Origin of the sequence: Streptomyces sp. NBC_00576 (genome assembly GCF_036345175.1) — a bacterium.
Lineage (GTDB): Bacteria > Actinomycetota > Actinomycetes > Streptomycetales > Streptomycetaceae > Streptomyces.
Map to the genome: position 1 here is coordinate 3274040 of NZ_CP107780.1, position 25024 is coordinate 3299063.

Below are 25024 nucleotides of genomic sequence, written 5' to 3' on the forward strand. Positions count from 1 at the left end.
CAGGTCCCTTCCGTCGTCACTTGGCCGCGGCGGCCGGAGCGTCTTCGCCGAGAAGCTTGCCGTCCGAGGTCTCGAACTGCTTCTTGAACTCCGCGACGGCGTCGCCGATGGCGGTGATGGTGTCGTCCGACATCTTGGCGCCCTCCTTGATGGAGGTCATGAGGCCCTGCTCCTTGCGGTGCAGGTACTCCAGGAGCTCCTTCTCGAAGCGGCGGATGTCGCCCACCGGCACCTCGTCCATCCGGCCGGTGGTACCGGTCCAGATGGAGACGACCTGGTCCTCGGTGGCCATCGGCTCGTACTGAGCCTGCTTGAGCAGCTCGACCAGTCGCTGACCACGCTCCAGCTGGGACTTCGACGCGGCGTCCAGGTCGGAACCGAAGGCGGCGAACGCCTCCAGCTCACGGTACTGGGCGAGGTCGAGGCGCAGTCGGCCGGACACCTGGCGCATGGCCTTGTGCTGGGCCGAACCACCGACGCGGGAGACGGAGATACCGACGTTCAGCGCGGGGCGCTGACCGGCGTTGAACAGGTCCGACTCCAGGAAGCACTGGCCGTCGGTGATGGAGATGACGTTGGTCGGGATGAACGCCGAGACGTCGTTGGCCTTGGTCTCGACGATCGGCAGACCGGTCATCGAGCCCGCGCCCAGCTCGTCGGAGAGCTTCGCGCAGCGCTCCAGGAGACGGGAGTGCAGGTAGAAGACGTCACCCGGGTAGGCCTCACGGCCCGGCGGGCGGCGCAGCAGCAGGGACACGGCGCGGTAGGCGTCGGCCTGCTTCGAGAGGTCGTCGAAGATGATGAGGACGTGCTTGCCCTCGTACATCCACTGCTGACCGATGGCCGAACCGGTGTACGGCGCCAGGTACTTGAAGCCGGCCGGGTCGGACGCCGGGGCGGCGACGATGGTCGTGTACTCCAGCGCGCCGGCCTCTTCGAGGGCGCCACGCACGGAGGCGATGGTCGAGCCCTTCTGGCCGATGGCGACGTAGACGCAGCGGACCTGCTTCTTCGGGTCGCCGGTGCGCCAGTTGTCACGCTGGTTGATGATCGTGTCGACGGCCAGAGCGGTCTTGCCGGTCTGACGGTCACCGATGACCAGCTGACGCTGGCCGCGGCCGATCGGGGTCATCGCGTCGACGGCCTTGTAGCCCGTCTCCATCGGCTCGTGCACCGACTTGCGCGCCATGACGCCCGGAGCCTGCAGCTCAAGGGCGCGACGACCGCTGGTCTCGATCTCGCCGAGGCCGTCGATCGGGTTGCCGAGCGGGTCGACTACACGGCCGAGGTAGCCCTCGCCGACCGCCACCGACAGGACCTCGCCGGTACGGGTGACCGGCTGGCCCTCCTCGATACCGCTGAACTCGCCGAGGATGACGGTACCGATCTCGCGCTCTTCGAGGTTGAGCGCGAGACCGAGGGTGCCGTCCTCGAACTTCAGCAGTTCGTTGGCCATGGCCGAGGGCAGGCCCTCGACCTTCGCGATGCCGTCGCCGGCAAGGGTGACCGTACCGACCTCCTCGCGCGAGGCCGCGTCCGGCTTGTACGACTGGACAAAGGTCTCCAGCGCATCCCGGATCTCCTCCGGCCGGATCGTGAGCTCCGCCATCTGGGTTCCCTGCTCTCCTTGTTGGGCCCGAAGTTTCACTTGGGGGGATGGGGACTCCCCCCAATAAGAGGTGAATCCTCTGCACGGCCCAACCAGGGCCGTAGTCAAGTACGTACTACGAGTATTGAGTTGCTGCGTTCTGCGTGGCTGCCGGGCGAGCTAGCTCGCCATGCGGCGGCCGGCGTCCTCGATGCGGTCCGCGATGCTGCCGTTGATGACCTCGTCGCCGACCAGCACCCGGATCCCGCCGAGGACCTCGGGGTCCACGTCCAGGTTCAGGTGCATCTGACGGCCGTAGAGCTTCGCGAGGGCGGCGCCGAGGCGCTGCTTCTGCGGGTCGCTCAGCGGAACCGCGGAGGTGACGACGGCGACCATGCGGTCCCGGCGCTCGGCGGCGAGCTTGGACAGGGACTCGAGTCCCGCTTCCAGGCTACGTCCCCGCGGCGCGGTCACAAGGCGCGTCACCAGACGCTCGGTCGTGGCGGCGGCCCGGCCCCCGAGCAGGCTGCGCAGCAGCTCGCCCTTGGCGCCGGTCGTCGCGGCACGGTCGGTCAGCGCGGCGCGCAGACCGGTGTTCGAAGCGACGATCCGGCCGAACCGGAACAGCTCGTCCTCGACGTTGTCGAGCGCGCCCGCCTGCTGGGCAGCCGTGAGGTCGGCGATGTCCGCCAGCTCCTCCAGCGTGTCCACCAGGTCGCGCGAACGCGACCAGCGGGAGCGCACCATGCCGGCCACCAGGTCGGTGGTGGGCCCGCCGACCTGGCTGCCGAAGAGGCGCTGGGCCAGCTCGGCCTTGGCCTCTCCGGACTGCGCCGGGTCGGTGAGGACCCGACGCAGGGACACCTCGCGGTGCAGCAGCGCGGTGACCGCGGCCAGCTCCTCGGACAGCTTCTTCGCGTCGGCGGACGTCGAGTCCGTCAGCGCGTCGAGACGCTCCCGTGCGGCGGCGGCAGCCTCGCGACTGGCTCCGTGCACGGTCATCGAGTCGCCTCGGCCTTCTCCTCAAGGTCGTCGAGGAAACGGTCGATCACGCGGCTCTGCCGGGCATGGTCCTCAAGGGACTCACCGACGAGCTTGCCGGCCAGTTCGGTGGCGAGCTTGCCGACGTCCTGGCGAAGCGCGGACGAGGCGGCCTTGCGGTCGGCGTCGAGCTGGGAGTGACCGGCGGCGACGATCTCCTCGCGCTGCCGCTGGCCTTCCGCGCGCATCTCGGCGATGAGCGTGGCGCCCTGCTCCTGCGCCTCCTGGCGCAGTCGCGCGGCCTCGTGCCGAGCCTCGGCGAGCTGAGCCTTGTACTGCTCGAGGACACTCTGGGCCTCGGTCTGAGCGGCCTCGGCCTTCTCGATACCGCCCTCGATGGCCTCGCGCCGCTCTTCCAGAACCTTGTTGATGGTCGGGAGGAGCTTCTTGGCGAGGAAGCCGAAGACGATGACGAAGGCGATCAGGCCGATGACAAGCTCCGGCCACGGCGGAATGAGAGGGTTTTCCTTCTCCGCCTCGGCCGCCAGCTGAACCAGTGCGTGGTTCACATCAGTGCCTTTCGTCGAATGGGGCTGTCGTCGTGATTCGTCTTAGTAGACGAACGGCATGACGAGGCCGATGAGGGCCAGCGCCTCACAGAACGCGAAGCCGAGGATCTGGTTGGCACGGATCAGGCCGGCGGCCTCGGGCTGACGGGCGAGAGCCTGGGTGCCGTTACCGAAGATGATGCCGACGCCGACGCCGGGACCGATGGCAGCGAGACCGTAACCGACGGAACCGAGGTCACCGGTGACAGCAGCAAGGGTAGACATGCCAGTTCTTCCTTCTCTTTACGGACCGGTGGGGGTTGGCCACCGGACGACTAGGTATGCGTTGGGGACGGTGCTCAGTGGTGCTCGGCGAGCGCGCCCTGGATGAAGGTGCACGTCAGGAGGACGAAGACGTACGCCTGGACGGCCTGGATGAAGAGCTCGAAGGCGGTCATCACGATGACCATCACGAAGGAGACACCCGAGTACGCGATGCCGATGCCGTTCAGCATGTACCAGCTGGCGATCGTGAAGAGCAGCAGCAGGGTGTGACCGGCGAACATGTTCGCGAACAGTCGCACGGCGTGCGTGAACGGGCGGACGATCAGGTTCGAGAAGAACTCGATCGTCATGGCCAGCGGGAGCACCGGGCCCAGCGACTTGTCGTAACCGGTGAAGTTCTTGAAGGCGCCGACGAAGCCGTGCCGCTTGAAGGTCAGAGAGACCCAGGTGATGTAGACGATGGCCGCGAGAACCGCCGGGTAGGCGATGATCGAGGTCACCGGGAAGGAGGCGATCGGGACGATGGACCAGATGTTCATCATCCAGATGAAGAAGAAGAGCGAGACGGCAAGCGGTACGTACTTGTCGCCTTCCTTCTTTCCGATCGTCTCGTAGACGATGCCGCGCCGGACGAAGTCGTAACCGGCCTCGGCGACCATCTGCAGTTTGCCGGGAACCATCTTGGGCTTGCGGAACGCCGCCCAGAAGAATCCCACCACGATGATGGACCCGAGCAGAGCGAGCAGCATGGGCTTGTTGAAGTAGAGCCCGTTGCCGTCTGCGTCGCCCCAAAGCGGCTCGAACATGAACGAATGCAGGCCCGGAGCCGGGAAGCCACAACCGTCGAAGAGGTGGCAATCGGTCTCGAAGGCGAGCACCTGCGTCGGGTCAGCACTCACCACGGGCTCCTTCGGCGTGACGCATGGGTACGGCAACCTCGTTGTGTCGGCGCGGCACGCAGCCGCGGGTCGGCACTGGACTGGTGTTACGGATGTGGGGGCGGCTGTGGGGCATCAAGCCTCGCGATTGAGCAGGCGTCAGCTCAGATGCCCGCGCCCGCGATGCCGCAGTTGGCACCGGACGATAGCAGGATCTCTCACACGCCCTTATCCCGGCCCTACCTCTCACGACGAGTGCCCCGTCTTTTCGGGCCTGTCCCCCGTCGTGGAGTCGGGTTCAACGTAGAGGATCTTCGACTTCATGTGGGCACGCGCCTGCGCCGCGATCCAGGCGAGTGTGCCTGCGACCAGCGTGAGCGCGAAAGCCCTGGGGTTGAACAGCGTCGTGTTCTTGAACGCCGCGAGAAAGATGAACAGCAGAAGAATTTGCGCCGCGTACAGCATCAGGCCCATGGCCTGGAACAGATGCGGAAGCGTTTTGGCAGTGCGCTGCAGAACGTAAAACCCGATTCCCATGAAGAGAATCACGACCAGCGTCGCGACGACCGCCCCGATCGCCCCTTCGGCACCGGCGACCACAGCACTGACGACGGCGGCAAGAGCGCCGACGGCGGCTGTGGGCACAGCGGCTTGAAGCAGGGTCCGGACGTCATTGGACGGCATGGCGGCAACTCCGCTTTCGCAGGGGGCGTGGGGTGTCGTCATGGACGAGCGTAGTCCCCGGTTCGAGCGGTGAAACTCACGCCAACCGACCGTCGCACTGCGGTCCTTCGGCTCTGTCCGGGGTTCTCGTGAACCGTATCACAAACTATTTGATGAGGTCTTTACCTGGATGGTGTGCTCGGCGTCACACATGAGAGTGAACCTGCACGTCTGTGCAGAACCAGCGCCGACTTGTCTGGTATTGGGACGCTTTACCCTCTGCCTACTCTCTCTGTTTCAAGCAAAGTGTTAGTCAGATTCTTACCTTGCGTCAGCGCGACGACCCTGCTTTGCGCTGGTCCAGAAGCCGCGAACGGGCGCCGATCGCGGTCGCCCCGTTGACTCCCGAGACGCCGGCCCGCACCGGAGCCCGGTGTTCCGGAGCGGCCTCCTCACCGGCCATCGCGGGCGCCGTCGCCCCGGCCTCCGCTGTCCGGCTGCGCCGGTAGCGGGGCGGCACGAAGCGCTCGGCCCAGCGCGGGGTGCGCGGCGTGAAGCGCGGCAGCAGCAGGAGTACGAGTCCGATCGCGCTCAGTGCCACCACGCTGAGGACGATCCACATGGACGCGTTGTTGACCGAGTAGGACAAGGCGCCGAAGCCGATGAGCGCCGACCAGAAGTACATGATCAGGACGGCCCTGCTGTGCGAGTGCCCGACCTCCAGGAGCCGGTGGTGCAGATGCCCCCGGTCGGCCGCGAACGGCGACTGTCCGCGCCAGGTGCGCCGCACGATGGCCAGCACCAGGTCGGCGGCCGGGATCGCGATGATGGTGAGCGGCATCAGCAGCGGGATGTAGACCGGCACCATCTGGTGCACGGTGTTGCGCTCGGACCCGGAGAACAGGTTCATCGCGTCGGGGTCGATCTGTCCGGTGATGGAGATCGCGCCGGCGGCCAGCACCAGCCCGATGAGCATCGACCCGGAGTCGCCCATGAAGATCCGGGCGGGATGCATGTTGTGCGGCAGGAAGCCGACGCACATGCCCATCAGGATCACCGAGAACAGGGTGGCCGGGGCGGCGGCCTCGATGCCGTACGAGACCCAGACCCGGTAGGCGTAGAGGAAGAACGCCGCCGACGCGATGCACACCATGCCGGCCGCGAGGCCGTCGAGGCCGTCCACGAAGTTGACCGCGTTGATGGTGATGACGACCAGCGCCACCGTCAGCAGGGTGCCCTGCCACTGGGTCAGCGCGACGTTGCCCACGGAGGGGATCGGCAGCCACAGGATCGTCAGCCCTTGCATCACCATGACGCCGGCGGCGATCATCTGGCCGCCCAGCTTGATCAGGGCGTCGATCTCGAACTTGTCGTCCAGGACACCGATCAGCCAGATGAGCGCGGCGCCGGAGAGCAGCGCCCGCGGCTCGTTCGAGTTCTTGAACACCTCGTGGAGGTTGGTGAGGTGGTCGGCGACCAGCAGTCCGGCGCACAGCCCGAAGAACATCGCGATCCCGCCGAGCCGCGGAGTGGGTTCCCGGTGCACGTCACGGGCCCTGATCTCCGGCATCGCTCCGGCCACGATCGCGAACTTCCGTACCGGCCCTGTCAGCAGATACGTCACCGCGGCCGTGATGCAGAGCGTCAGCAGGTATTCACGCACGGGCTTCCCCACAGGTCTCGCTGGTCATCCAGGCCCCACACCCTAGCGAGGGACGCTTAAGGTTGGGGACTTCCGGGTAGCGACGATGGTTGCACGCGTGCCTGTGCACGAGTTGACGACTACCCCTCACCGCCCGGGATACGGCGGAAATCTACCGGCCAGCTCTCGCACTTCTTCACGCGCCCCACCGCTCTCGACAGCCCCACGCAGCACACCCGCGAACAGCACCGCGATCCGCGCCATCTCGGCGTCCCCCATCCCCTGCGTGGTCAGCGCCGCCGTCCCGAGCCGCAGCCCACGCGCCTGCCCATGGGGCAGCGCACAGCAGTCCAGAACCATGCCGGCGGCGGACAGCAGCCCCCGTGCGGTGCGCCCGTCCACTCCCAGCGGCGCCGGATCCACCGTGATGAGGTGCGTATCGGTCCCGCCCGTGGTGACGACCAGCCCCTCGGCGGCCAGCCCCGCCGCCAGCACCCGCGCGTTGGCGACCACCTGATGGGCGTACGCCGTGAAGGCCGGGGTCGCCGCCTCGCCGAAGGCGACGGCCTTGGCGGCGATCGTGTGCATCTGCGCGCCCCCCTGCGTGAACGGGAAAACCGCCCGGTCGACCCGTTCTGCGAGCTCCGCGCCACACAGCAGCATCCCGCCGCGCGGCCCGCGCAGCACCTTGTGGGTGGTCGCGCAGACGACATCGGCGTACGGCACGGGACTGGGCGCCGCTCCCCCGGCGACGAGCCCGATGGGGTGGGCGGCGTCCGCGATGAGGTAGGCGCCCGTCTCGTCGGCGATCTCACGGAAGGCGGCGTAGTCCATGTGCCGGGGATAGGTGATGGAACCGCAGACGATGGCTTTGGGGCGATGCGTACGGGCGAGGGCGCGCACCTGCTCGTAGTCGATGAGCCCGCTCTCCGCGTCCACCCCGTAGGGGACGAAGTCGAACCAGCGCCCGGAGAAGTTGGCGGGCGACCCGTGGGTGAGATGGCCGCCGTAGGGCAGCCCGAGGGCGAGGACGGTGTCACCGGGGCGCAGGAGGGCGGCGTAGGCGGCCAGAACGGCCGAAGACCCGCTGTGGGACTGGACGTTGGCGTGTTCGGCCCCGAAGAGCGCCCTGGCCCGTTCCACGGCGACGCGTTCGGCGACGTCGACGATCTCGCAGCCGCCGTGGTGCCGGGCGCCGGGATACCCCTCGGCGTACTTGTTGGCCAGCGGCGAGCCGAGCGCGGCCAGCACGGCCGGCGAGGTGAAGTTCTCGGCGGCGATCAGCTGGAGCGTCGTCGACTGCCGTTCGATCTCCCCGAGCAGCACCTCGGCAAGCTCGGGGTCCTGCCGGCGCAGTACCTCAACAGCGACATCGCCCTCAAGGGCACGCGTGACCGACATGGTGGACTCCGGACGTCGACGGTGACGTATGTCCAATGTAGGCCTGGGAGAGCGGGTGCGCCCGGTGCACCTACGAACCGCCTACGTACGCGCCGCGACCCCCGTCAGTGCCGTCACCACCGGGTCCAGCGCCTGCTGTATCTCGTCCCCGATCGACCGGAAGAACGTCAGGGGCGCCCCGTACGGGTCGTACACCTCGTCCGCCTCCGCGGTGGGCGCGAGAAGCCACCCGCGTAGAGCGGCCGCAGCGCGGACCAGGGCGCGCGCGCGTTCGATCATGCCGTCGTCCAGCGGCGGCAGGGTCGCCGGGTCGATCGCCTTCACCAGGCGGGTGAACTCCTTCAGGGTGAAGGTGCGCAGGCCCGCCGAGTGGCCCATGGAGATGACCTGCGCGCGGTGGTCCCGCGTGGCCGTCAGCACCAGGTCCGCCCGGATCACGTGCTCGTCGAGCAGCTCGCGCCCCGTGAACCCGGAGGGGTCCGCGCCGAACTCCGCGAGGACCGCCTCCGCGTTGGCCTCCATGGGCGCGCCCTCGTGGCCCCACGTACCGGCGCTCTCCACGATCAGGCCGCCCCACAGCGGGTCGCCGAGCCGGTCCGCCAGGGCATGCCGGGTCAGCCGCTCGGTGATCGGTGAGCGGCAGACGTTGCCGGTGCTGACATAGAGGATGCGGAAGGCGTCCCGCGAGGCCCCGTTCCAGTGCTGAGCCCCCGTGCCCCCCGTACGCGTGCCTATGCCACGCCCCGCGTCAGGGGCAGTCAATTCGCCACCTCAAGGTCGGGGACCACCTTGCGCAGCTCTTCGGCCGACAGTGCGCCCGCGCGCAGCAGAACCGGCACCTTGCCCGTGACGTCGACGATCGACGACGGGACGATTCCGGGCGTGGGGCCGCCGTCCAGGTAGACGGAGACCGAGTCGCCGAGCATCTCCTGGGCGGCGTCACAGTCCTCGGGGGCCGGGTGGCCCGTCAGGTTGGCGGAGGAGACCGCCATGGGGCCGACCTCGGTCAGCAGCTCGATCGCCACCGGGTGCAGCGGCATGCGAACGGCGACCGTGCCGCGGGTGTCTCCCAGGTCCCACTGGAGGGACGGCTGGTGCTTGGCGACGAGGGTGAGGGCGCCCGGCCAGAAGGCGTCGACGAGTTCCCAGGCCATCTCGGAGAAGTCCGTGACGAGGCCGTGCAGGGTGTTCGGGGAACCGATCAGGACGGGCGTGGGCATGCCACGGCCGCGGCCCTTGGCCTCCAGCAGGTCGGTGACGGCCTCGGAGGAGAACGCGTCGGCACCGATGCCGTACACCGTGTCGGTCGGGAGGACCACCAGCTCGCCGCGGCGGACGGCGGACGCGGCCTCGCGCAGACCGGTCGTGCGGTCGGTCGCGTCGTTGGTGTCGTATCGCCGAGCCATTTAGCGGGCCTCCTCGTACACGTACTGCTGGGGGTAGAGAGTCTGGGTGATGCTCACGGCGTGGCCCTGCGGGCGGTCGCGAAGCGCGGGCGGTTGTTGAGGTCCGGGTGGTCGGCCGCGTCGGCCCAGCCCCGTTCCTCGGTGAAGATCCACGGCACCTGGCCGCCCTGGGTGTCCGCGTGCTCGACGACGACGACGCCGCCGGGCCGCAGCAGACGGTGGGCGGTGCGTTCCAGGCCCCGGATGAGGTCGAGGCCGTCCTCGCCCGAGAACAGGGCGAGTTCGGGATCGTGGTCCCGGGCCTCCGGAGCGACGTACTCCCACTCCGTGAGCGGGATGTACGGCGGGTTGGAGATGACCAGGTCGACCTGGCCGTCGAGGTCCTGGAAGGCGTCCAGGGCGTTGCCCTGCCGCAGGTCGACCCTGGACCCCTCCATGTTCTTGCGGGTCCACGCCAGGGCGTCCTCGGACAGCTCCACGGCGTGCACCCGGGAGCGCGGGACCTCCTGGGCGAGGGCGAGCGCGATGGCGCCGGAGCCGGTGCACAGGTCGACGATCAGCGGCTCGACGACGTCCATCGCGCGGACCGCGTCTATGGCCCAGCCGACGACCGACTCGGTCTCGGGGCGCGGCACGAACACGCCCGGCCCGACCTGGAGTTCCAGGTAGCGGAAGAAGGCGCGCCCGGTGATGTGCTGGAGCGGCTCGCGGGCCTCGCGGCGGGCGATGACCTCCCAGTAGCGGGCGTCGAAGTCGATGTCCTTGACGGTGTGCAGCGTGCCGCGCTTCACACCGTGCACGAACGCGGCGAGCTCCTCCGCGTCGTTGCGCGGCGAGGGCACGCCCGCGTCGGCCAGCCGCTGGGTGGCCTGGGCCACCTCCGCGAGCAGCAAGCTGCGGGGGCTCGGGGGCCGTCCCCCAATGTTCTGCTGCACGCTGGTCCTCCGGTACTCGTCACTCGTACGGGGCTCGTACGGGGCTTACGCTGCCGCGAGCTTCGCTGCGGAGTCCGCGTCGACACAGGCCTGGATGACGGCGTCGAGGTCGCCGTCCAGCACCTGGTCGAGGTTGTACGCCTTGAAGCCGACGCGGTGGTCCGAGAGGCGATTCTCCGGGAAGTTGTACGTACGGATCTTCTCGGAGCGGTCGACGGTGCGGACCTGGCTGCGGCGGGCGTCCGCGGCCTCCTTCTCCGCTTCCTCCACGGCTGCCGCGAGGAGCCTGGAGCGCAGGATACGCATCGCCTGCTCCTTGTTCTGCAGCTGGCTCTTCTCGTTCTGGCAGGAAGCGACGACTCCGGTGGGAACGTGCGTGATGCGCACCGCGGAGTCGGTCGTGTTGACGGACTGGCCGCCGGGACCGGAGGAGCGGTACACGTCGATGCGGAGGTCGTTCGGGTTGATCTCCACGTCGACCTCCTCCGCCTCGGGGGTGACCAGGACACCGGCCGCGGAGGTGTGGATCCGGCCCTGGGACTCGGTCGCGGGCACGCGCTGTACGCGGTGCACGCCTCCCTCGTACTTCAGGCGGGCCCAGACGCCCTGGCCGGGCTCGGTGGCACCGTTCCCGCCCTTGGTCTTCACGGCGACCTGGACGTCCTTGTAGCCGCCCAGCTCGGACTCGGTGGCGTCGATGATCTCGGTCTTCCAGCCGACGCGCTCGGCGTAACGGAGATACATCCGCAGGAGGTCCCCGGCGAACAGGGCGGACTCGTCGCCGCCGGCGCCCGCCTTGACCTCCAGGATCACGTCCTTGTCGTCGTTGGGGTCACGCGGAACCAGCAGCAGGCGCAGCTTCTCGGTGAGCTCCTCGCGCTGCTTCTCCAGTTCCTTGACCTCGGCGGCGAAGTCGGGGTCGTCGACGGCGAACTCCTTCGCCGTGACGATGTCGTCCCCGGTCTGCTTCCAGGAGCGGTAGGTCGTGACGATCGGGGTCAGCTCGGCGTAGCGCTTGTTGAGCTTGCGCGCGTTGGCCTGGTCGGCGTGGACCGACGGGTCGGCGAGCTTCTTCTCCAGGTCGGCGTGCTCGGTGAGCAGATCCTCGACGGCCTCGAACATGGTGGCTCCTGAAAACGTGTGGTGCGTGGGGGATGGCGGGCGACCAAAAACGCCGGTCCAGGTACGCCCCGGAGGGCGACCGTGGACCGGCGCTGGTGCCTCGCTACTTCGTGGAGCCGGCAGCGGCCTTGCCGAAGCGGGCCTCGAAGCGGGCCACGCGGCCACCGGTGTCGAGGATCTTCTGCTTGCCCGTGTAGAACGGGTGGCACTCGGAGCAGACCTCGGCGCGGATGTTGCCGCTCGTGATCGTGCTGCGGGTGGTGAACGACGCGCCACAGGTGCAGCTGACCTGCGTCTCGACGTACTCGGGGTGGACTTCGCGCTTCAAGGGATTCTCCTAGTTTCGGGAGGGCGCCGGGTCGCTGCCGCGGGGTGCGGTGGCGTGAACCGGGGCCGACGTACCAGTCTGCCAGGACTGGGCGCATCCCCCAAAACCGGGGGTTGCCCTCAGGTATTCCCTGCGGCTTCGGCGCGGGTCCGCTGCGGCTTGTCGCGCCCTGCGGCGGAGCCGTAAATTCACAGCCCCGCGCCCCTGGAAACGGGGGCTGCGCCCCCTGTTTTCAGCTCACCACGCCTGCCGCGTCGCCCTTTGCCGTGCCCTTGGTCGCGGTTGCCGGAATGGGCTGGTCGGCCTTCAGGGCGTTCCAGACCGAGCGGGCCCTGCTCTTGTCGACCATGACCCTGTTGGGGTTCGCCGGGTCGTACTCGACCGGCATGGTGATCATGGTCATGTTGGCGGAGCTGATGCTCTTGAGGCCCGTCGCGAAGGAGGTCAGGGAGCGGACCGAGCCCAGGTCGGAGTCGGTGGTGACGGCCTTGGTGGCGGTGTCTGCCAGATCGAAGAGCCTCTTGGGGTTCGTCAGGACGCCCACGTCCTTGATCTGGTCGACGAGGGCCTTGATGAACGCCTGCTGGAGTTGGATGCGGCCCAGGTCGGAGCCGTCGCCGACGCCGTGGCGGGTACGGACCAGACCGAGGGCCTGTTTGCCGTTCAGCCTGTGCGTGCCGGCCTTCAGGTTCAGGTGGCTGTCCGAGTCCTTGATGTCCTTCGTCGTGGTGATCTCCACGCCACCCAGCTCGTCGACGAGCTTCTGGAAGCCGGCGAAGTCGACCTCGATGTAGTGGTCCATACGGAGCCCGGTGAGCGACTCGACGGTCTTCACCGCGCAGGCGGCGCCCCCCGTGGTGTACGCGGAGTTGAACATCACGCCGGAGGCCGCGTCGTGCGTGACGCCCTTGGCGTCGGCGCACCGGGGGCGGTCGACGAGGGTGTCCCGGGGGACGGAGACCACACTGGCCTTCTGGTGGCCCTCGTACACGTGGACGATCATCGCGGTGTCCGAGCGGGCGCTGCCGTCGTCCGTACCGCCGCCGAGCTTCTTGTTGGCGCCGGAGCGGGTGTCGGAGCCCAGGACCAGGATGTCCTCGGAGCCGTTGTCGACATTGGTAGGGCGGTCGGTGCCGAGGGCCTGGTTGATGTCGACACTCTTGATGTTGCCGTTGAGCTTGAAGTACACGTATCCGAGGCCGGTGCCGCCGAGCACGACGATGCCCGCGGCGACCCAGGCTGCGACGAGGAGCGCCTTGGAGCGCCTGCCGCGGGGCTTGCGACGGCTGCGCCTCTTCGCTGGATCAAGCGGATTGCTCTCGGCGGACATGCGCTTCCCTCGGTCTCGTCCGGTCGGTTACCCCCTGCTTTCAGGGACAGTCCTGTTTCCGTCGTAACCGCTCAGTCAGACGGTCATTACGGAAAAAGGGTTGCACAACGCACTGTGCCCTTCGCGTGGTGCGAAGGGCACAGTGCACGACCGTACGGGCGGGATACTCTTCCGAAACTTCTCGGAGAACCCCGTTCACCTGCGGGTTCAGCTGATGATGTCGAACTGCTTGTAGTCGGTTCCGACAACCTTCGGTGTGCCGAAGATCTCGCTCGTGCCCTTGCCTGTGCCCGGGTAGAGGTACATCGATCCGGCGACCGTACGGCCCAGGAAGTCGGCCCTTCCGTCGCCGGTCACGTCGCCGGGTGCGACCAGGGTGTTGAAGGTGTTCCAGGTGCGCACCTTGACCCGGGCCGCGAAGGCCTGGGGGCCGGACCTGCCGTTGCCCTTGAACAGGTAGCCGACCGAGCCGGTCTTGCTGCGGGCGAGGAGGTCGGCCTTGCCGTCACCGTTGAAGTCGCCGTGGCCGACGACCGAGTTGAACTGGTTCCAGCTGGTGGAGACCTTGGACGGCGCCCCGAAGGCGCCGTTGCCGTCGCCCGGGTAGATCCACAGGGCGCCCGCGGAGTCGACCGAGAGGAGGTCGGGCTTGTAGTCGCCGGTGACGTCACCGGGGGTGATGATTTGGGTGCGGGTCTTCCAATCACTGTAGATCTTCTTCGTGGCCCAGACCCCTTCGCCGCCCTCGAGATCGGGCACGAAGTGCTCCCAGTAGACGGCGCCCGAGGCGCTGTCGCGGAACACCAGGTCCTGGTAGTCGTCCCGGTTCAGGTCCGTCTGGAGGACGACGTTGACGGCGCCCCGGTTGTCCCCGGGCTGGCTGGGGCCGAACCCGGCGCCCGTGGAGTACTTCTCGTAGCCGATCTTGGTGGAGGCACGGCGCAGCCACAGGTCGGCCCGGTGGTCGTCGTTGAGGTTCGCGTCCTCGACCCGCGGGTACACGGCACCGACGTACGACGTGACCTTCGAGAAGACGCTGTAGGCGCCCCTCTCGACGCAGTTCGCCACACCCCAGGAGACGACGCCCACGACCCTGCCGCCGACCACGAGCGGGCCGCCGGAGTCGCCGTTGCAGGCGCTGGTGGTGCCGGCGTCGCTGCCGGTGGCGGGCTTGCCCGCGCAGACCATGTGGCCCTTGAAGAAGCCGCGGCCATAGGCGCGCGAGCACGTGGCGTCGGACTGGATGGGCAGCGTGGCCGTCTTCAGCGTCCGGGAGACGTTCTCGTTGGTGGAGCTGGTGCGGCCCCAGCCGTAGACCTTGGCGTTGGTGAGCGCCTTGTAGGAGACGGTGTCGCCGGCCGTCGTCATCCGGATCGGCGCGGCCTTGACGGCGCGGTCGAGCGTCAGGACGGCGATGTCGTGGTCCAGCGTCGTCGAGTTGTACGTCGGGTAGTTCCACTGGCGCCAAACGGCGGCCACGGCCCCGTTCGTGTTCCCGCCGGCGTCCGGCAGCGTCGCGCTACCGGTGATGACGACGCCGTAGTCCGCCCAGTTGTAGCCCTTGACGCAGTGCGCGGCGGTGAGGATCTTCGTCGGCGCGATGACGGCGCCGCCGCAGAAGAAGGCCAGTCCCCGGTCGTCGCGGTACAAGAGCTGGGCCATGAACGGGGCCGCCGAGATGGTGGTCGTCGAACCACCGATGATCTTCGCGTCCTTGGTGCCGTCGACGGCGCCGGCGGTCGGCGCCGACTTCTTCGTCGTGGCGCCCGGCGTGCGGTCACCGGCGACCGCGCCCGCGATCCGCTGCTTCAACTCGGCGGCACCGGTCGTGCTGTGGCCCACGGCGACGGTGGACTGCGGCAGGGCGGTGGCGGCGTTCGCGGACGACATCATCAGCGCGCCGGTGACCGCGGCGGCGAGGCCGGCCGCGACGACGGGCACGAGGACGCGCATACGACGTCTGTGCCGACCGTCACCAGACATGGTTGTTCCCACTCAAGTCCCCCCTAGGGATCGTCAGTTCGGGCACATCACGAGAACGGACCCGAAGAGCGCGATCGTACACTTGTCGCATACGTCACAAAGGGTCACCTCCCGGAACGGGAGGTGACCCTTTGCTGGTTACTGCTCGACGGACGCGGGTCCGCCGCTGTGCCGACGGTCAGTCGTTGTTGCCGCCCGGCGTCGTCTTCTGGATCTGGAGCAGGAACTCGGCGTTCGACTTCGTCTGCTTCATTTTGTCGAGCAGCAGCTCGATCGCCTGCTGCTGGTCGAGCGCGTGCAGCACCCGGCGCAGCTTCCAGGTGACGGCGAGCTCGTCGCTGCCGAGCAGGATCTCTTCCTTACGGGTACCGGACGCGTCGACGTCCACCGCCGGGAAGATGCGCTTGTCGGCGAGCTTCCGGTCGAGCTTGAGCTCGGCGTTGCCGGTGCCCTTGAACTCCTCGAAGATGACCTCGTCCATGCGGGACCCGGTGTCCACCAGCGCGGTGGCGAGGATGGTCAGCGAGCCGCCGTCCTCGATGTTGCGGGCCGCACCGAAGAAGCGCTTCGGCGGGTACAGGGCGGTCGAGTCGACACCACCGGACAGGATGCGGCCGGAGGCCGGGGCGGCGAGGTTGTACGCACGGCCCAGACGCGTGATCGAGTCCAGGAGTACGACGACGTCGTGGCCCAGTTCCACCAGACGCTTGGCGCGCTCGATGGCCAGCTCGGCGACCGTGGTGTGGTCCTCGGCCGGGCGGTCGAAGGTCGAGGAGATGACCTCGCCCTTCACCGACCGCTGCATGTCGGTGACCTCTTCCGGACGCTCGTCGACCAGGACGACCATCAGGTGGCACTCGGGGTTGTTGTGCGTGATCGCGTTGGCGATCGCCTGCATGATCATGGTCTTGCCGGTCTTCGGCGGGGCCACGATCAGACCGCGCTGGCCCTTACCGATCGGCGCGACGAGGTCGATGATGCGGGTGGTGAGGACGCCCGGGTCGGTCTCCAGACGGAGGCGGTCCTGCGGGTAGAGCGGGGTCAGCTTGTTGAACTCGGGGCGCCCGCGACCGGAGTCGGGGGCCATGCCGTTGGTCGAGTCCAGACGTACCAGCGCGTTGAACTTCTCGCGGCGCTCGCCGTCCTTCGGCTGACGGACCGCGCCGGTGACGTGGTCGCCCTTGCGCAGGCCGTTCTTGCGGACCTGAGCGAGGGAGACGTACACGTCGTTGGGGCCCGGCAGGTAGCCCGACGTACGGATGAAGGCGTAGTTGTCGAGGATGTCCAGGATGCCCGCGACGGGGATCAGGACGTCGTCGTCGGCGACCTGCGGCTCGTTCGGGCCGAACTCCTCGCGTCCGCGACGGCCACGGCGGTCCCGGTAGCGGCCACGACGGCCACGGCGTCCGCCGTCGAAGTCGTCGTCGTCCTGCGGCCCGTTGTCCCGCGGCCCGGTGTCGCGCGGCCCGGTGTCCCGCTGCTGGCGGTCCTGACGGTCCTGGCGCTCGGGACGGTCCTGGCGGTCCTGACGGCCGCCGCCCTGCGCCTGGCCCTGCTGGGTCCCACGCTGCGGGGTGCCGCCCTGCTGCTCGTCGGCCTTGGTGCCCCGACGGTCGCGGTCCCGGCCGCGGTCGCTGCGGTCCCGGCGGTCGCGGCGGCCCTGGCGGCCGTCCCCGTCACCGGTGTCGGTCTGCGTCTGCGCGGCCGCAGTCTCGGCCTTCGGCTCGCTCTTCGCCTCGGCGACAACCGTTTCCGGGCTGCCGGCCTCGGCGGTCGCGCGGCGCCGGCGGCGCTCGGCCGGGGCGTCGTCGCTGGCGGGCTGGCCGGGGATCTCGATCTGCTGCTGGGCCACGGCCTTCTCGGCGGGCGCCTCGACGACCTGCACGGCCGCCTTCTTCTCGGCGGCGGCGGGCGCGGTGTCCTCGCCCGTACGGGCCTTGGAGGTGGCGCGGCGCTTCGGCTTGGTCTCGGCGGCGTCCCCGGCGGGGGCAGCTGCGGCCTTGGGGCTTCCGCCCCCGGCCTGCGCCTCCTTGATGACCTCGATCAGCTGGCTCTTGCGCATCCGCGCAGTGCCCTTGATACCGAGGCCGGATGCAACCTGCTGCAGCTCGGCCAGCACCATGCCGTCGAGGCCGGTACCGCGGCGCCGCCGGGAGCCGGCACCCGTGGCAGGCGCGGAGGCGTCCGTGGAGGGCGCCGCAGCGGTCTCCTCGACACGTGCGCCCATCAGATCGGTGGTGTCGCTCACGAAGGGTCCTTCCCTGGAGCGGACGTCGGCCTGTCTGGCACGGCGACCGGTTTTGCTGTCCGGCATCGGTCCTTCATGAGTGGACCGTGCCGGGGCGGTGGTCCGCCGAAGCGGCGGAAGAGGTTTCTGGTGATGGCGTTTCCCAAAGCCAATGACACTGAGTGTCCGTGTCAGGCGGCTTGGTCACACCGGTTCCGGAGCGTGCCCTGAATGCCGCTCAGCGCCTGCACACGACAAATGAAACGCCGCGTGAAACACAGAGTGGCTTGGGGGGCTCCCGGAAGAATGTCTGTCCCGGACGGGGACACAAAGCACCTCGCCATGGTGGGGTCGGGTGCAGACTTGAGGTTAACACTACCGGATCCAACAAACATTCCCCCTCTCCAAATCCGGCAACCGTATGTAGTTGAATGTCTCAGCGCCTCGTGCCTCAGCGCCGCATGTCACAGCGCCGCTTGTCGCAGCGCTTGTTGTCACCCCGTTGATGTCGTCGCCTAGCTCTCTCCGGGCGCCGCGAGCGGCAGAACGCTCGCGCCCCGGGCGTCGAGGCCGAGCCGGTTGGCGGCCCAGCCCTCGCCCGCCAGCCGGGAGACCTTGTCTGCCGTGGCCTCGTCGGTCAGCGCCATGACCGTGGGCCCGGCGCCCGAGATCACCGCGGGGATGCCGTCGGCCCGCAGCCGCTCCACCAGCGCCGCGCTCTCCGGCATGGCGGGGGCTCGGTAATCCTGGTGCAGCCGGTCCTCGGTGGCCGGAAGCAGCAGCTCGGGACGCCTGGTCAACGCCTCGACGAGCAGGGCGGCGCGCCCCGCGTTGGTCGCGGCGTCGACGTGCGGGACGGTACGCGGCAGGAGACCCCGCGCGGTCTCTGTGAGTACCGGCTTCCCGGGTACGAAAACCACCGGAACGACGGAACGCGCGGGTTCCATCCTGATCGCCCTGGCGGCTCCGGACTCCATCCAGGAGAGCGTGAACCCGCCGAGCAGACAGGCGGCGACGTTGTCGGGGTGTCCCTCGATCTCGGTGGCGAGTTCGAGCAGCGCCTCGTCGTCGAGGCGGCTGTCGCCACCTATGGTGACGGCCCGCGCGGCGACGATGCCGGCGCAGATGGCGGCCGAGGAGGACCCGAGTCCCCGCCCGTGCGGAATGCGGTTGGCGCACACGATCTCAAGGCCGCGCGGCTGCCCGCCCAACAGGTCGAAGGCGGTGCGCAGGGACCGTACGAGGAGGTGGTTCTCGTCGCGCGGGAGGGTCTCGCTGCCCTCGCCCGCGATATCGATGTGCAACCCGGAGTCGGCCACCCGGACAACTACGTCGTCGTACAACCCCAGCGACAGGCCCAGGGCGTCGAAGCCCGGACCGAGATTGGCGCTGGTGGCGGGGACGCGCACCCGGACGGCGGCGGCTCGGAACGCTGGACCGGCCATCGCTCGATGACTCTCCTTGAGCTGCGATTTCGTCGAAGACATTCGATGACACTCGATACGACACTGAAATACGGCTGAGGACGTACATGGGGGCCCTCAGGCCGCTGAGGCAACGCGGCGCCGTGCCATACGCGGGGGCATATGCGGCGGGCGGGTTCACCCCAGCTTATCGAAGGAAGGTTCTGTGGCGACATAGGGCGCACAGGAGGCGCACGATGCGTGTCGTAAGCCCCCTGTGCACCCGTCCTAGGGACTGGGTAGGGAGAACCCCGGTTCAGGTGGTCAGTACCCGGTCTACGCGAGTCCGAGTCGCTCGGCGGCGGTCGCGGCGTCCACCGGGACGACAACGGGCTTCGGTGCGCCCTCGGTGGCCCAGCCCGGGTCCTTCAGGCCGTTGCCGGTGACCGTGCAGACGATGGTCTGGCCCGGGTCGACCTTGCCCTGCTCGGCCAGCTTCAGCAGACCGGCGACGGACGCGGCGGACGCCGGCTCGACGAAAACGCCTTCCTGCGCGGCCAACAGCCGGTAGGCGCGCAGGATCTCACGGTCCGTCACCTCGTCGATGAGACCGCCCGAGTCGTCGCGCGCGGCCAGCGCCTGCTGCCAGGAGGCCGGGTTGCCGATACGGATCGCGGTGGCGAGCGTCGAGGGGTCCTTGACGATCTCACCGCGCACGATCGGGGCACTGCCGGCCGCCTGGAACCCCCACATGCGCGGGGTGCGCCGGGCGATGCCGTCGGCGGCGTACTCGGTGTAGCCCTTCCAGTACGCGGTGATGTTGCCCGCGTTGCCGACCGGCAGGACGTGGATGTCGGGCGCGTCGCCGAGCATGTCGACGATCTCGAAGGCGGCCGTCTTCTGCCCCTCGATGCGCACGGGGTTGACCGAATTCACCAGCGCCACAGGGTAGTTGTCGCTCAGGGAGCGGGCGAGGGTGAGGCAGTCGTCGAAGTTGCCGTCGACCTGGAGGATCTTGGCGCCGTGGATCAGCGCCTGCCCCATCTTGCCGAGGGCGATCTTGCCCTGCGGCACGAGAACGGCCGAAACCATGCCCGCGCGCACGGCGTACGCGGCGGCGGAGGCGGACGTGTTGCCCGTGGAGGCACAGATGACCGCCTTCGCGCCCTCCTCCTTCGCCCGGCTGATGGCCATGGTCATACCGCGGTCCTTGAAGGACCCGGTCGGGTTGGCGCCCTCCACCTTGAGGTGGACCTCGCAGCCCGTGCGCTCGGAGAGCACCTGCGCGGGTACGAGGGGCGTGCCGCCCTCGCGGAGCGTCACGACCGGCGTGCTGTCGGAGACGGGCAGCCGGTCCCGGTACTCCTCGATGATTCCGCGCCACTGGTGGGTCATTGCTGGTTACTCTCCTTCAACCCGCATGATGCTTGCGACACCCCGCACGGTGTCGAGCTTGCGCAACGCCTCGACGGTTCCGCCCAGGGCGGCGTCGGACGCACGATGGGTGACGACGACAAGGGAGGCCTCGCCGTCCTTGCCCGTCTGCCGAACCGTATCGATGGAAACCCCGTGCTCGGCGAACACGGTGGCCACCTGGGCGAGAACACCCGGTTTGTCGGCGACGTCAAGGCTGATGTGATAGCGAGTGACCACATCGCCCATGCCCGAAACGGGCAGTGCGGCATACGCCGACTCGCCGGGCCCGGTGGTCCCGCTGAGCCGGTTGCGGCACACGGCGACGAGGTCACCGAGCACGGCGGAGGCCGTCGGCGCACCGCCGGCTCCGGGCCCGTAGAACATCAGCTGCCCGGAGGCGTCGGACTCGACGAACACGGCGTTGTAGGCGCCGCGCACGGAGGCGAGGGGATGCGTCAGCGGAATCATGGCCGGATGCACGCGCGCGGTGACGGACTGGCCGTCCCCGGCCCGCTCGCAGATGGCGAGCAGCTTGATGGTGCAGCCCATGTTCCTGGCGGAGGCGAAGTCGGAGGCGGTGACCTCGGTCATGCCCTCGCGATAGACGTCGTCGAGACGCACGCGCGTGTGGAAGGCGATTCCGGCGAGGATGGCGGCCTTGGCGGCGGCGTCGAAACCCTCGACGTCGGCGGTCGGGTCGGCTTCCGCATACCCCAGGGCGGTGGCCTCGTCGAGGGCCTCCTGATAGCCGGCCCCGGTCGAGTCCATCTTGTCGAGGATGAAGTTGGTGGTGCCGTTGACGATCCCGAGCACACGATTCACCTTGTCGCCGGCGAGGGACTCGCGCAGCGGCCGGATGAGCGGGATGGCACCGGCGACGGCGGCCTCGTAGTAGAGGTCCGCGTCGTGCTCCTCGGCGGCGGCGTGCAGAGCGGCGCCGTCCTGGGCGAGGAGGGCCTTGTTGGCGGAGACGACGGACGCCCCGTGCTCGAAGGCCGCGGTGATGAGAGCGCGGGCGGGCTCGATACCGCCGATGACCTCGACGACGACATCAATGTCGCCGCGTTTGACGAGAGCGGTGGCATCAGTGGTGACGAGGGCGGGGTCGATGCCCTCACGCACCTTGGAGGGCCGCCGCACGGCAACCCCGGCAAGCTCGACGGGAGCGCCGATCCTGGCGGCGAGATCGTCGGCGTGCGTCGTCATGATGCGCGCAACCTCTGAGCCGACAACCCCACAGCCCAGCAGCGCCACCTTCAGCGGACGCGTACGCATCATCCGACCTCGTTTCCTCATACCGTCTAGGTTCGACAAGTCTCACTCACCGGACTGAACTTTCTACCCATCGTCCGGATCGTGAGATGTTTATTTCGTTTTCCGAGCGGCGGAAGACAGGAGATCTTCCGCCGTCCGCCTGTCCTGGGTTGTCCCACGGTCATCCGACGTCAAGACGGAGAAGATCCTCCTCGGTCTCCCGCCGGACAATCACCCGAGCCTCCCCGTCCCGCACGGCGACGACGGGCGGGCGCAGGGCGTGGTTGTAGTTGCTGGCCATGGACCGGCAGTACGCGCCGGTCGCCGGCACCGCGATGAGGTCACCCGGTGCCAGGTCGGCGGGCAGGAAGGCGTCCTTGACGACGATGTCCCCGCTCTCGCAGTGCTTGCCGACGACCCGCACCAGCATGGGCGCGGCCTCGGAGGTCCGCGAGACGAGAGCGACGCTGTACTCGGCGTCGTACAGCGCGGTCCGGATGTTGTCGGACATCCCGCCGTCGACGGAGACGTACGTACGCAGCCCGTCGAGAGGCTTGATCGTGCCGACCTCGTAGAGGGTGAAGGCGGTGGGTCCGACGATGGCGCGCCCGGGCTCGACGGAGATACGAGGGGTGCGCAGCTTCGCGCCCTCGCACTCACGGCTCACGATCTCGGTGAGCGCCTTGGCGATCTCGTGCGGCTCACGAGGATCGTCGTCGCTGGTGTAGGCAATTCCGAGCCCACCCCCGAGGTCGATCTCGGGCAGTTCGACCCCATGCTCGTCGCGAATGTCCTTGAGCAGCCCGACAACGCGATGCGCGGCGACCTCGAAGCCCGACATGTCGAAGATCTGTGACCCGATGTGCGAGTGAATACCGATGAGCTCAAGCCCATCGAGCTGCAGCGCCCGCCGCACGGCCTCGGCGGCCTGCCCACCGGCAAGCGGAATACCGAACTTCTGGTCCTCGTGGGCGGTCGCGATGAACTCATGCGTATGAGCCTCGACACCGACGGTGATACGGATCTGCACCCGCTGCCGCTTACCGAGGGACTGCGCGATGTGCGCGACGCGGACGATCTCCTGGAAGGAGTCGAGCACGATCCGGCCGACACCGGCGCGAATGGCGGTCTCGATCTCGTCGACGGACTTGTTGTTGCCGTGGAAGGCGATGCGGTCTGCGGGCATACCGGCGGAGAGGGCGGTGGTGAGCTCGCCACCTGAACAGACATCGAGATTGAGCCCCTCGTCGTGCAGCCACCGCACGACGGCACGCGAGAGGAACGCCTTGCCGGCGTAGAAGACGTCGGCGTCGGGCCCGAAGGCGGTACGCCAGGCACGGGCGCGCTCACGGAAGTCGGTTTCGTCGAGGAGATACGCGGGGGTCCCGAACTCCTCGGCGAGCCGGGTGACCTCGATCCCTCCGACACTGACGACACCGTCGGGCGTACGGGTGACGGTCGACGCCCAGACCTTCCGGTCCAGGTGGTTGAGGTCGGCGGGCGGCGCGGAGGGGTGCCCCTCGGGCAGCACATCAGCGTGACGGGGCCCGGCGGGGTGTGCGGAACGGCTCATGGCTGTACGGCTTCCTCGGTGGTGTCAGAGGTATTTCAAAGGTGTTCGGGTGCGTCGATACCGAGCAGGGACAGGCCGCCGGCCAGCACCGTCCCGGCCGCTTCGACGAGCGCGAGCCGGGCCCGGTGGGCGGCCGAGGGTTTCTCGTCGCCGAGCGGCAGCACGGTGGGCAGGAAGGCGAGTGTGGCATCGGCAAGGGTGACGAGATGCCGGGCAAGCCGGTCCGGGGCGCGATGGGTGGCGGCGCCGAGGAGTTGGCGGGGGTGGTCGGCGAGGACAGCAAGAAGAGGGGGTGGTGGTACGTCGGTGAGGTCACCGGCGTACGCGGTGAAGCCGAGGTCGGCGGCGTTGCGACCGAGGGCGCGGGTACGGGCGTAGGCGTACCGCACCCGGAAGAGGGGATTCCTCTCCCGCTGGACCAGATGCTCGGCGCCGATACGGGGCCGGTCGTGCGGGGCGGGGTGCAGGAGTGCCCAGCGGGCGGCGTCGGGGCCGAGGGGGGTGGGGTCGCGGGGGGCGGGGGGAAGGGTGCGGAGGTCGACGCTTTCGACGTCGTCCTCATCCTCGTGGGCGCCGGTGCCGGGGTGGAGATGGGCGCGGGCGCCTTGGGGGGCAACGTCATCGTCATGAGTGCCGGTGCCGCGGTGGAGATGGGCGCGGGCGCCTTGGGTGGCGGCGATCCGTACGAGCGCGTCGGCGACGACTTCGGCCCGGGGTTCGTGCGCGACGGGGAGCCGCACCGACAGCACCTGTCCGGCGAGGGCGTCGCTGTGCCCGTAGCGCAGACCCTGGGTGCGGATCTCACGTACGAGGGCTGCGGGGGCGGCGCTGTCGAGGCTGATGTTGAGGAACCCGGGCCCGGTGATCTCGACGCCACGGACGCCGGGGGCGGCGCTGATCCGGTCGCGCAGGACTTCGGCGACGTGGCGGGGGGTGCGGCCTGCGGGCCTGGCCAGCTGCAGCGCGATGTTGGTGGCGTAGTCCCCGGTACCACCAGGCCCGGGCGCGGAAACGACGGCGCGTGCGGGGACGGCGACACTCAGCTCTCCCGCGTCGACAGCACGACGCACCGCGCACAGCACGGTACGGGAGAGCTCGACGGGGGTCACGGGACAAGCGTATGGGAGGAGGGGGGTGGGTCGGCGACTGGGTTTGGGGGTGAGGGTGGAGGTGATCAGGGCGGAACGGGGTGCGGGACCAGGGTTCGGCGGAACAGTGCCCGGGTCAGCCGCTGGCGGCCCGGCCGACGCGCTCGGTCTCGCTCGGGGCGCCGAGGGGTGGTGCGAGGGCGCTCTCGAAGGGGGCGTCGTCTCGCCCCCGCTCCGCCAACCGCCGTACGAGGCTGATGAGTTCGGCGGGATCGAACGGCTTGGCGAGAAACGCGTCGACCCCGACATCGAGCCCGGCCTCGACCTCGTACTGCGTACAGGCGCTGATGATGGCGAGGGGCAGGTCGCGGGTACGGGGGTCGGCGCGCAGCCGAGCGGCGGTGCCCAGACCATCGAGCCGAGGCATCGCGACGTCGAGGGTGACGACATCGGGGCACACCTGATGAACGACATCCAGACACTCGGCACCATCAGCCGCGGTCACGACCTCGAAACCCTCCAGTTCGAGGTTGACCCTGATCAGCTGCCGGATCACCTTGTTGTCGTCCACAACAAGCACCCGGCCGGACACGCCCGGCACAACTCGAGGGTAGGTCGAGACCGGCCACCGCGTCCGGCTTTTCCCTACTTCCACCGGCACGATCGGGCGCCGACAAGGTCCGACGCGACCCCCAAAACCCGTTCCTGATCACCCCGAACGAGCTGGTAGGGTTCTACTCGTCGCCGCGCAACGCGCCAGACACGCCCCCGTAGCTCAGGGGATAGAGCAACGGCCTCCGGAGCCGTGTGCGCAGGTTCGAATCCTGCCGGGGGCACAGAAGCCGGAACAGCGTGAATTAGTTGCTGACCTGCTGAAGTGCCAGACTTCAAGAGCCGGACCCAGTCTCACTGGGTCCGGCTCTTTGTCGTTGCTGCGCGCTGATCGCGATAGACCTGCGAACGGTGCTGATCC

At 68.8% G+C, this 25024-nt stretch carries 22 protein-coding genes and 1 tRNA gene; 1 reads left to right on the forward strand and 22 read right to left on the reverse strand.

Going from position 1 to position 25024, the window contains the following annotated elements; translation table 11 throughout:
* Positions 1-16: 16 nt before the first annotated feature.
* The 22 genes from atpA to OG734_RS13670 form a co-directional block, all read right to left on the reverse strand.
* Positions 17-1609: a F0F1 ATP synthase subunit alpha gene (atpA, locus tag OG734_RS13565; RefSeq protein WP_330287745.1), complete on the reverse strand. Its 1593-nt coding sequence runs from the start codon at positions 1607-1609 to the stop codon at positions 17-19.
* A gap of 159 nt (positions 1610-1768) precedes the next feature.
* The gene (locus tag OG734_RS13570; RefSeq protein ID WP_330293651.1) at positions 1769-2584 is read right to left on the reverse strand and encodes a F0F1 ATP synthase subunit delta; all 816 of its coding nucleotides are present in this window, start codon (positions 2582-2584) and stop codon (positions 1769-1771) included.
* A 2-nt stretch (positions 2585-2586) separates the two neighbouring features.
* A complete protein-coding gene (locus OG734_RS13575) occupies positions 2587-3138 on the reverse strand; it encodes a F0F1 ATP synthase subunit B (protein ID WP_330287746.1) in 552 nt (183 codons plus the stop codon).
* A gap of 42 nt (positions 3139-3180) precedes the next feature.
* Entirely contained in the window at positions 3181-3402 is a 222-nt protein-coding gene (gene atpE / locus OG734_RS13580) for an ATP synthase F0 subunit C (protein ID WP_030929126.1), read from the reverse strand.
* 74 nt (positions 3403-3476) lie between these two features.
* Positions 3477-4301 (reverse strand): F0F1 ATP synthase subunit A, encoded by an 825-nt coding sequence (gene atpB / locus OG734_RS13585; protein ID WP_330287747.1) that lies wholly within the window; start codon positions 4299-4301, stop codon positions 3477-3479.
* A 225-nt stretch (positions 4302-4526) separates the two neighbouring features.
* A complete protein-coding gene (locus tag OG734_RS13590; protein ID WP_330293652.1) occupies positions 4527-4964 on the reverse strand; it encodes a hypothetical protein in 438 nt (145 codons plus the stop codon).
* 310 nt (positions 4965-5274) lie between these two features.
* The gene (locus OG734_RS13595; protein ID WP_330287748.1) at positions 5275-6606 is read right to left on the reverse strand and encodes an MraY family glycosyltransferase; all 1332 of its coding nucleotides are present in this window, start codon (positions 6604-6606) and stop codon (positions 5275-5277) included.
* Positions 6607-6732: 126 nt separating this feature from the next.
* Entirely contained in the window at positions 6733-7986 is a 1254-nt protein-coding gene (glyA, locus tag OG734_RS13600) for a serine hydroxymethyltransferase (protein WP_330287749.1), read from the reverse strand.
* 81 nt (positions 7987-8067) lie between these two features.
* Positions 8068-8748 carry an arsenate reductase/protein-tyrosine-phosphatase family protein gene (locus OG734_RS13605; protein WP_330287750.1) on the reverse strand — a complete coding sequence of 227 codons (681 nt, stop codon included), beginning with the start codon at positions 8746-8748 and terminating at the stop codon, positions 8068-8070.
* Complete coding sequence (locus OG734_RS13610) at positions 8745-9392, reverse strand: L-threonylcarbamoyladenylate synthase (RefSeq protein ID WP_189149585.1); 648 nt, start codon at positions 9390-9392, stop codon at positions 8745-8747. The genes OG734_RS13605 and OG734_RS13610 overlap by 4 nt, the downstream gene beginning before the upstream one ends.
* Before the next feature lie 53 nt (positions 9393-9445).
* On the reverse strand, positions 9446-10285 hold the full coding sequence (prmC, locus tag OG734_RS13615) for a peptide chain release factor N(5)-glutamine methyltransferase (protein ID WP_327700331.1): 840 nt from the start codon (positions 10283-10285) through the stop codon (positions 9446-9448).
* 87 nt (positions 10286-10372) lie between these two features.
* Positions 10373-11449 (reverse strand): peptide chain release factor 1, encoded by a 1077-nt coding sequence (gene prfA / locus OG734_RS13620; RefSeq protein WP_330287751.1) that lies wholly within the window; start codon positions 11447-11449, stop codon positions 10373-10375.
* 103 nt (positions 11450-11552) lie between these two features.
* On the reverse strand, positions 11553-11777 hold the full coding sequence (gene rpmE / locus OG734_RS13625) for a 50S ribosomal protein L31 (RefSeq protein ID WP_164315309.1): 225 nt from the start codon (positions 11775-11777) through the stop codon (positions 11553-11555).
* A 232-nt stretch (positions 11778-12009) separates the two neighbouring features.
* On the reverse strand, positions 12010-13107 hold the full coding sequence (locus tag OG734_RS13630) for an LCP family protein (RefSeq protein ID WP_330287752.1): 1098 nt from the start codon (positions 13105-13107) through the stop codon (positions 12010-12012).
* Between the two features lie 207 nt (positions 13108-13314).
* The gene (locus tag OG734_RS13635; RefSeq protein WP_330287753.1) at positions 13315-15060 is read right to left on the reverse strand and encodes a trypsin-like serine protease; all 1746 of its coding nucleotides are present in this window, start codon (positions 15058-15060) and stop codon (positions 13315-13317) included.
* A gap of 208 nt (positions 15061-15268) precedes the next feature.
* Positions 15269-17338, reverse strand: coding sequence for a transcription termination factor Rho (rho, locus tag OG734_RS13640; protein ID WP_330287754.1), 2070 nt, complete (start codon positions 17336-17338; stop codon positions 15269-15271).
* Positions 17339-17832: 494 nt separating this feature from the next.
* The gene (gene thrB / locus OG734_RS13645) at positions 17833-18762 is read right to left on the reverse strand and encodes a homoserine kinase (RefSeq protein WP_330287755.1); all 930 of its coding nucleotides are present in this window, start codon (positions 18760-18762) and stop codon (positions 17833-17835) included.
* Between the two features lie 294 nt (positions 18763-19056).
* A complete protein-coding gene (thrC, locus tag OG734_RS13650) occupies positions 19057-20115 on the reverse strand; it encodes a threonine synthase (RefSeq protein WP_330287756.1) in 1059 nt (352 codons plus the stop codon).
* 6 nt (positions 20116-20121) lie between these two features.
* Complete coding sequence (locus OG734_RS13655) at positions 20122-21414, reverse strand: homoserine dehydrogenase (RefSeq protein WP_330287757.1); 1293 nt, start codon at positions 21412-21414, stop codon at positions 20122-20124.
* A gap of 157 nt (positions 21415-21571) precedes the next feature.
* On the reverse strand, positions 21572-22963 hold the full coding sequence (gene lysA / locus OG734_RS13660) for a diaminopimelate decarboxylase (RefSeq protein ID WP_330287758.1): 1392 nt from the start codon (positions 22961-22963) through the stop codon (positions 21572-21574).
* 35 nt (positions 22964-22998) lie between these two features.
* On the reverse strand, positions 22999-24072 hold the full coding sequence (gene nrtL / locus OG734_RS13665) for an ArgS-related anticodon-binding protein NrtL (RefSeq protein WP_330287759.1): 1074 nt from the start codon (positions 24070-24072) through the stop codon (positions 22999-23001).
* Between the two features lie 115 nt (positions 24073-24187).
* Positions 24188-24652 carry a response regulator gene (locus OG734_RS13670; protein ID WP_330287760.1) on the reverse strand — a complete coding sequence of 155 codons (465 nt, stop codon included), beginning with the start codon at positions 24650-24652 and terminating at the stop codon, positions 24188-24190.
* A 163-nt stretch (positions 24653-24815) separates the two neighbouring features.
* Here OG734_RS13670 and OG734_RS13675 point away from each other — a divergent pair.
* Positions 24816-24887, forward strand: a tRNA-Arg gene (locus OG734_RS13675).
* Positions 24888-25024: the final 137 nt, after the last annotated feature.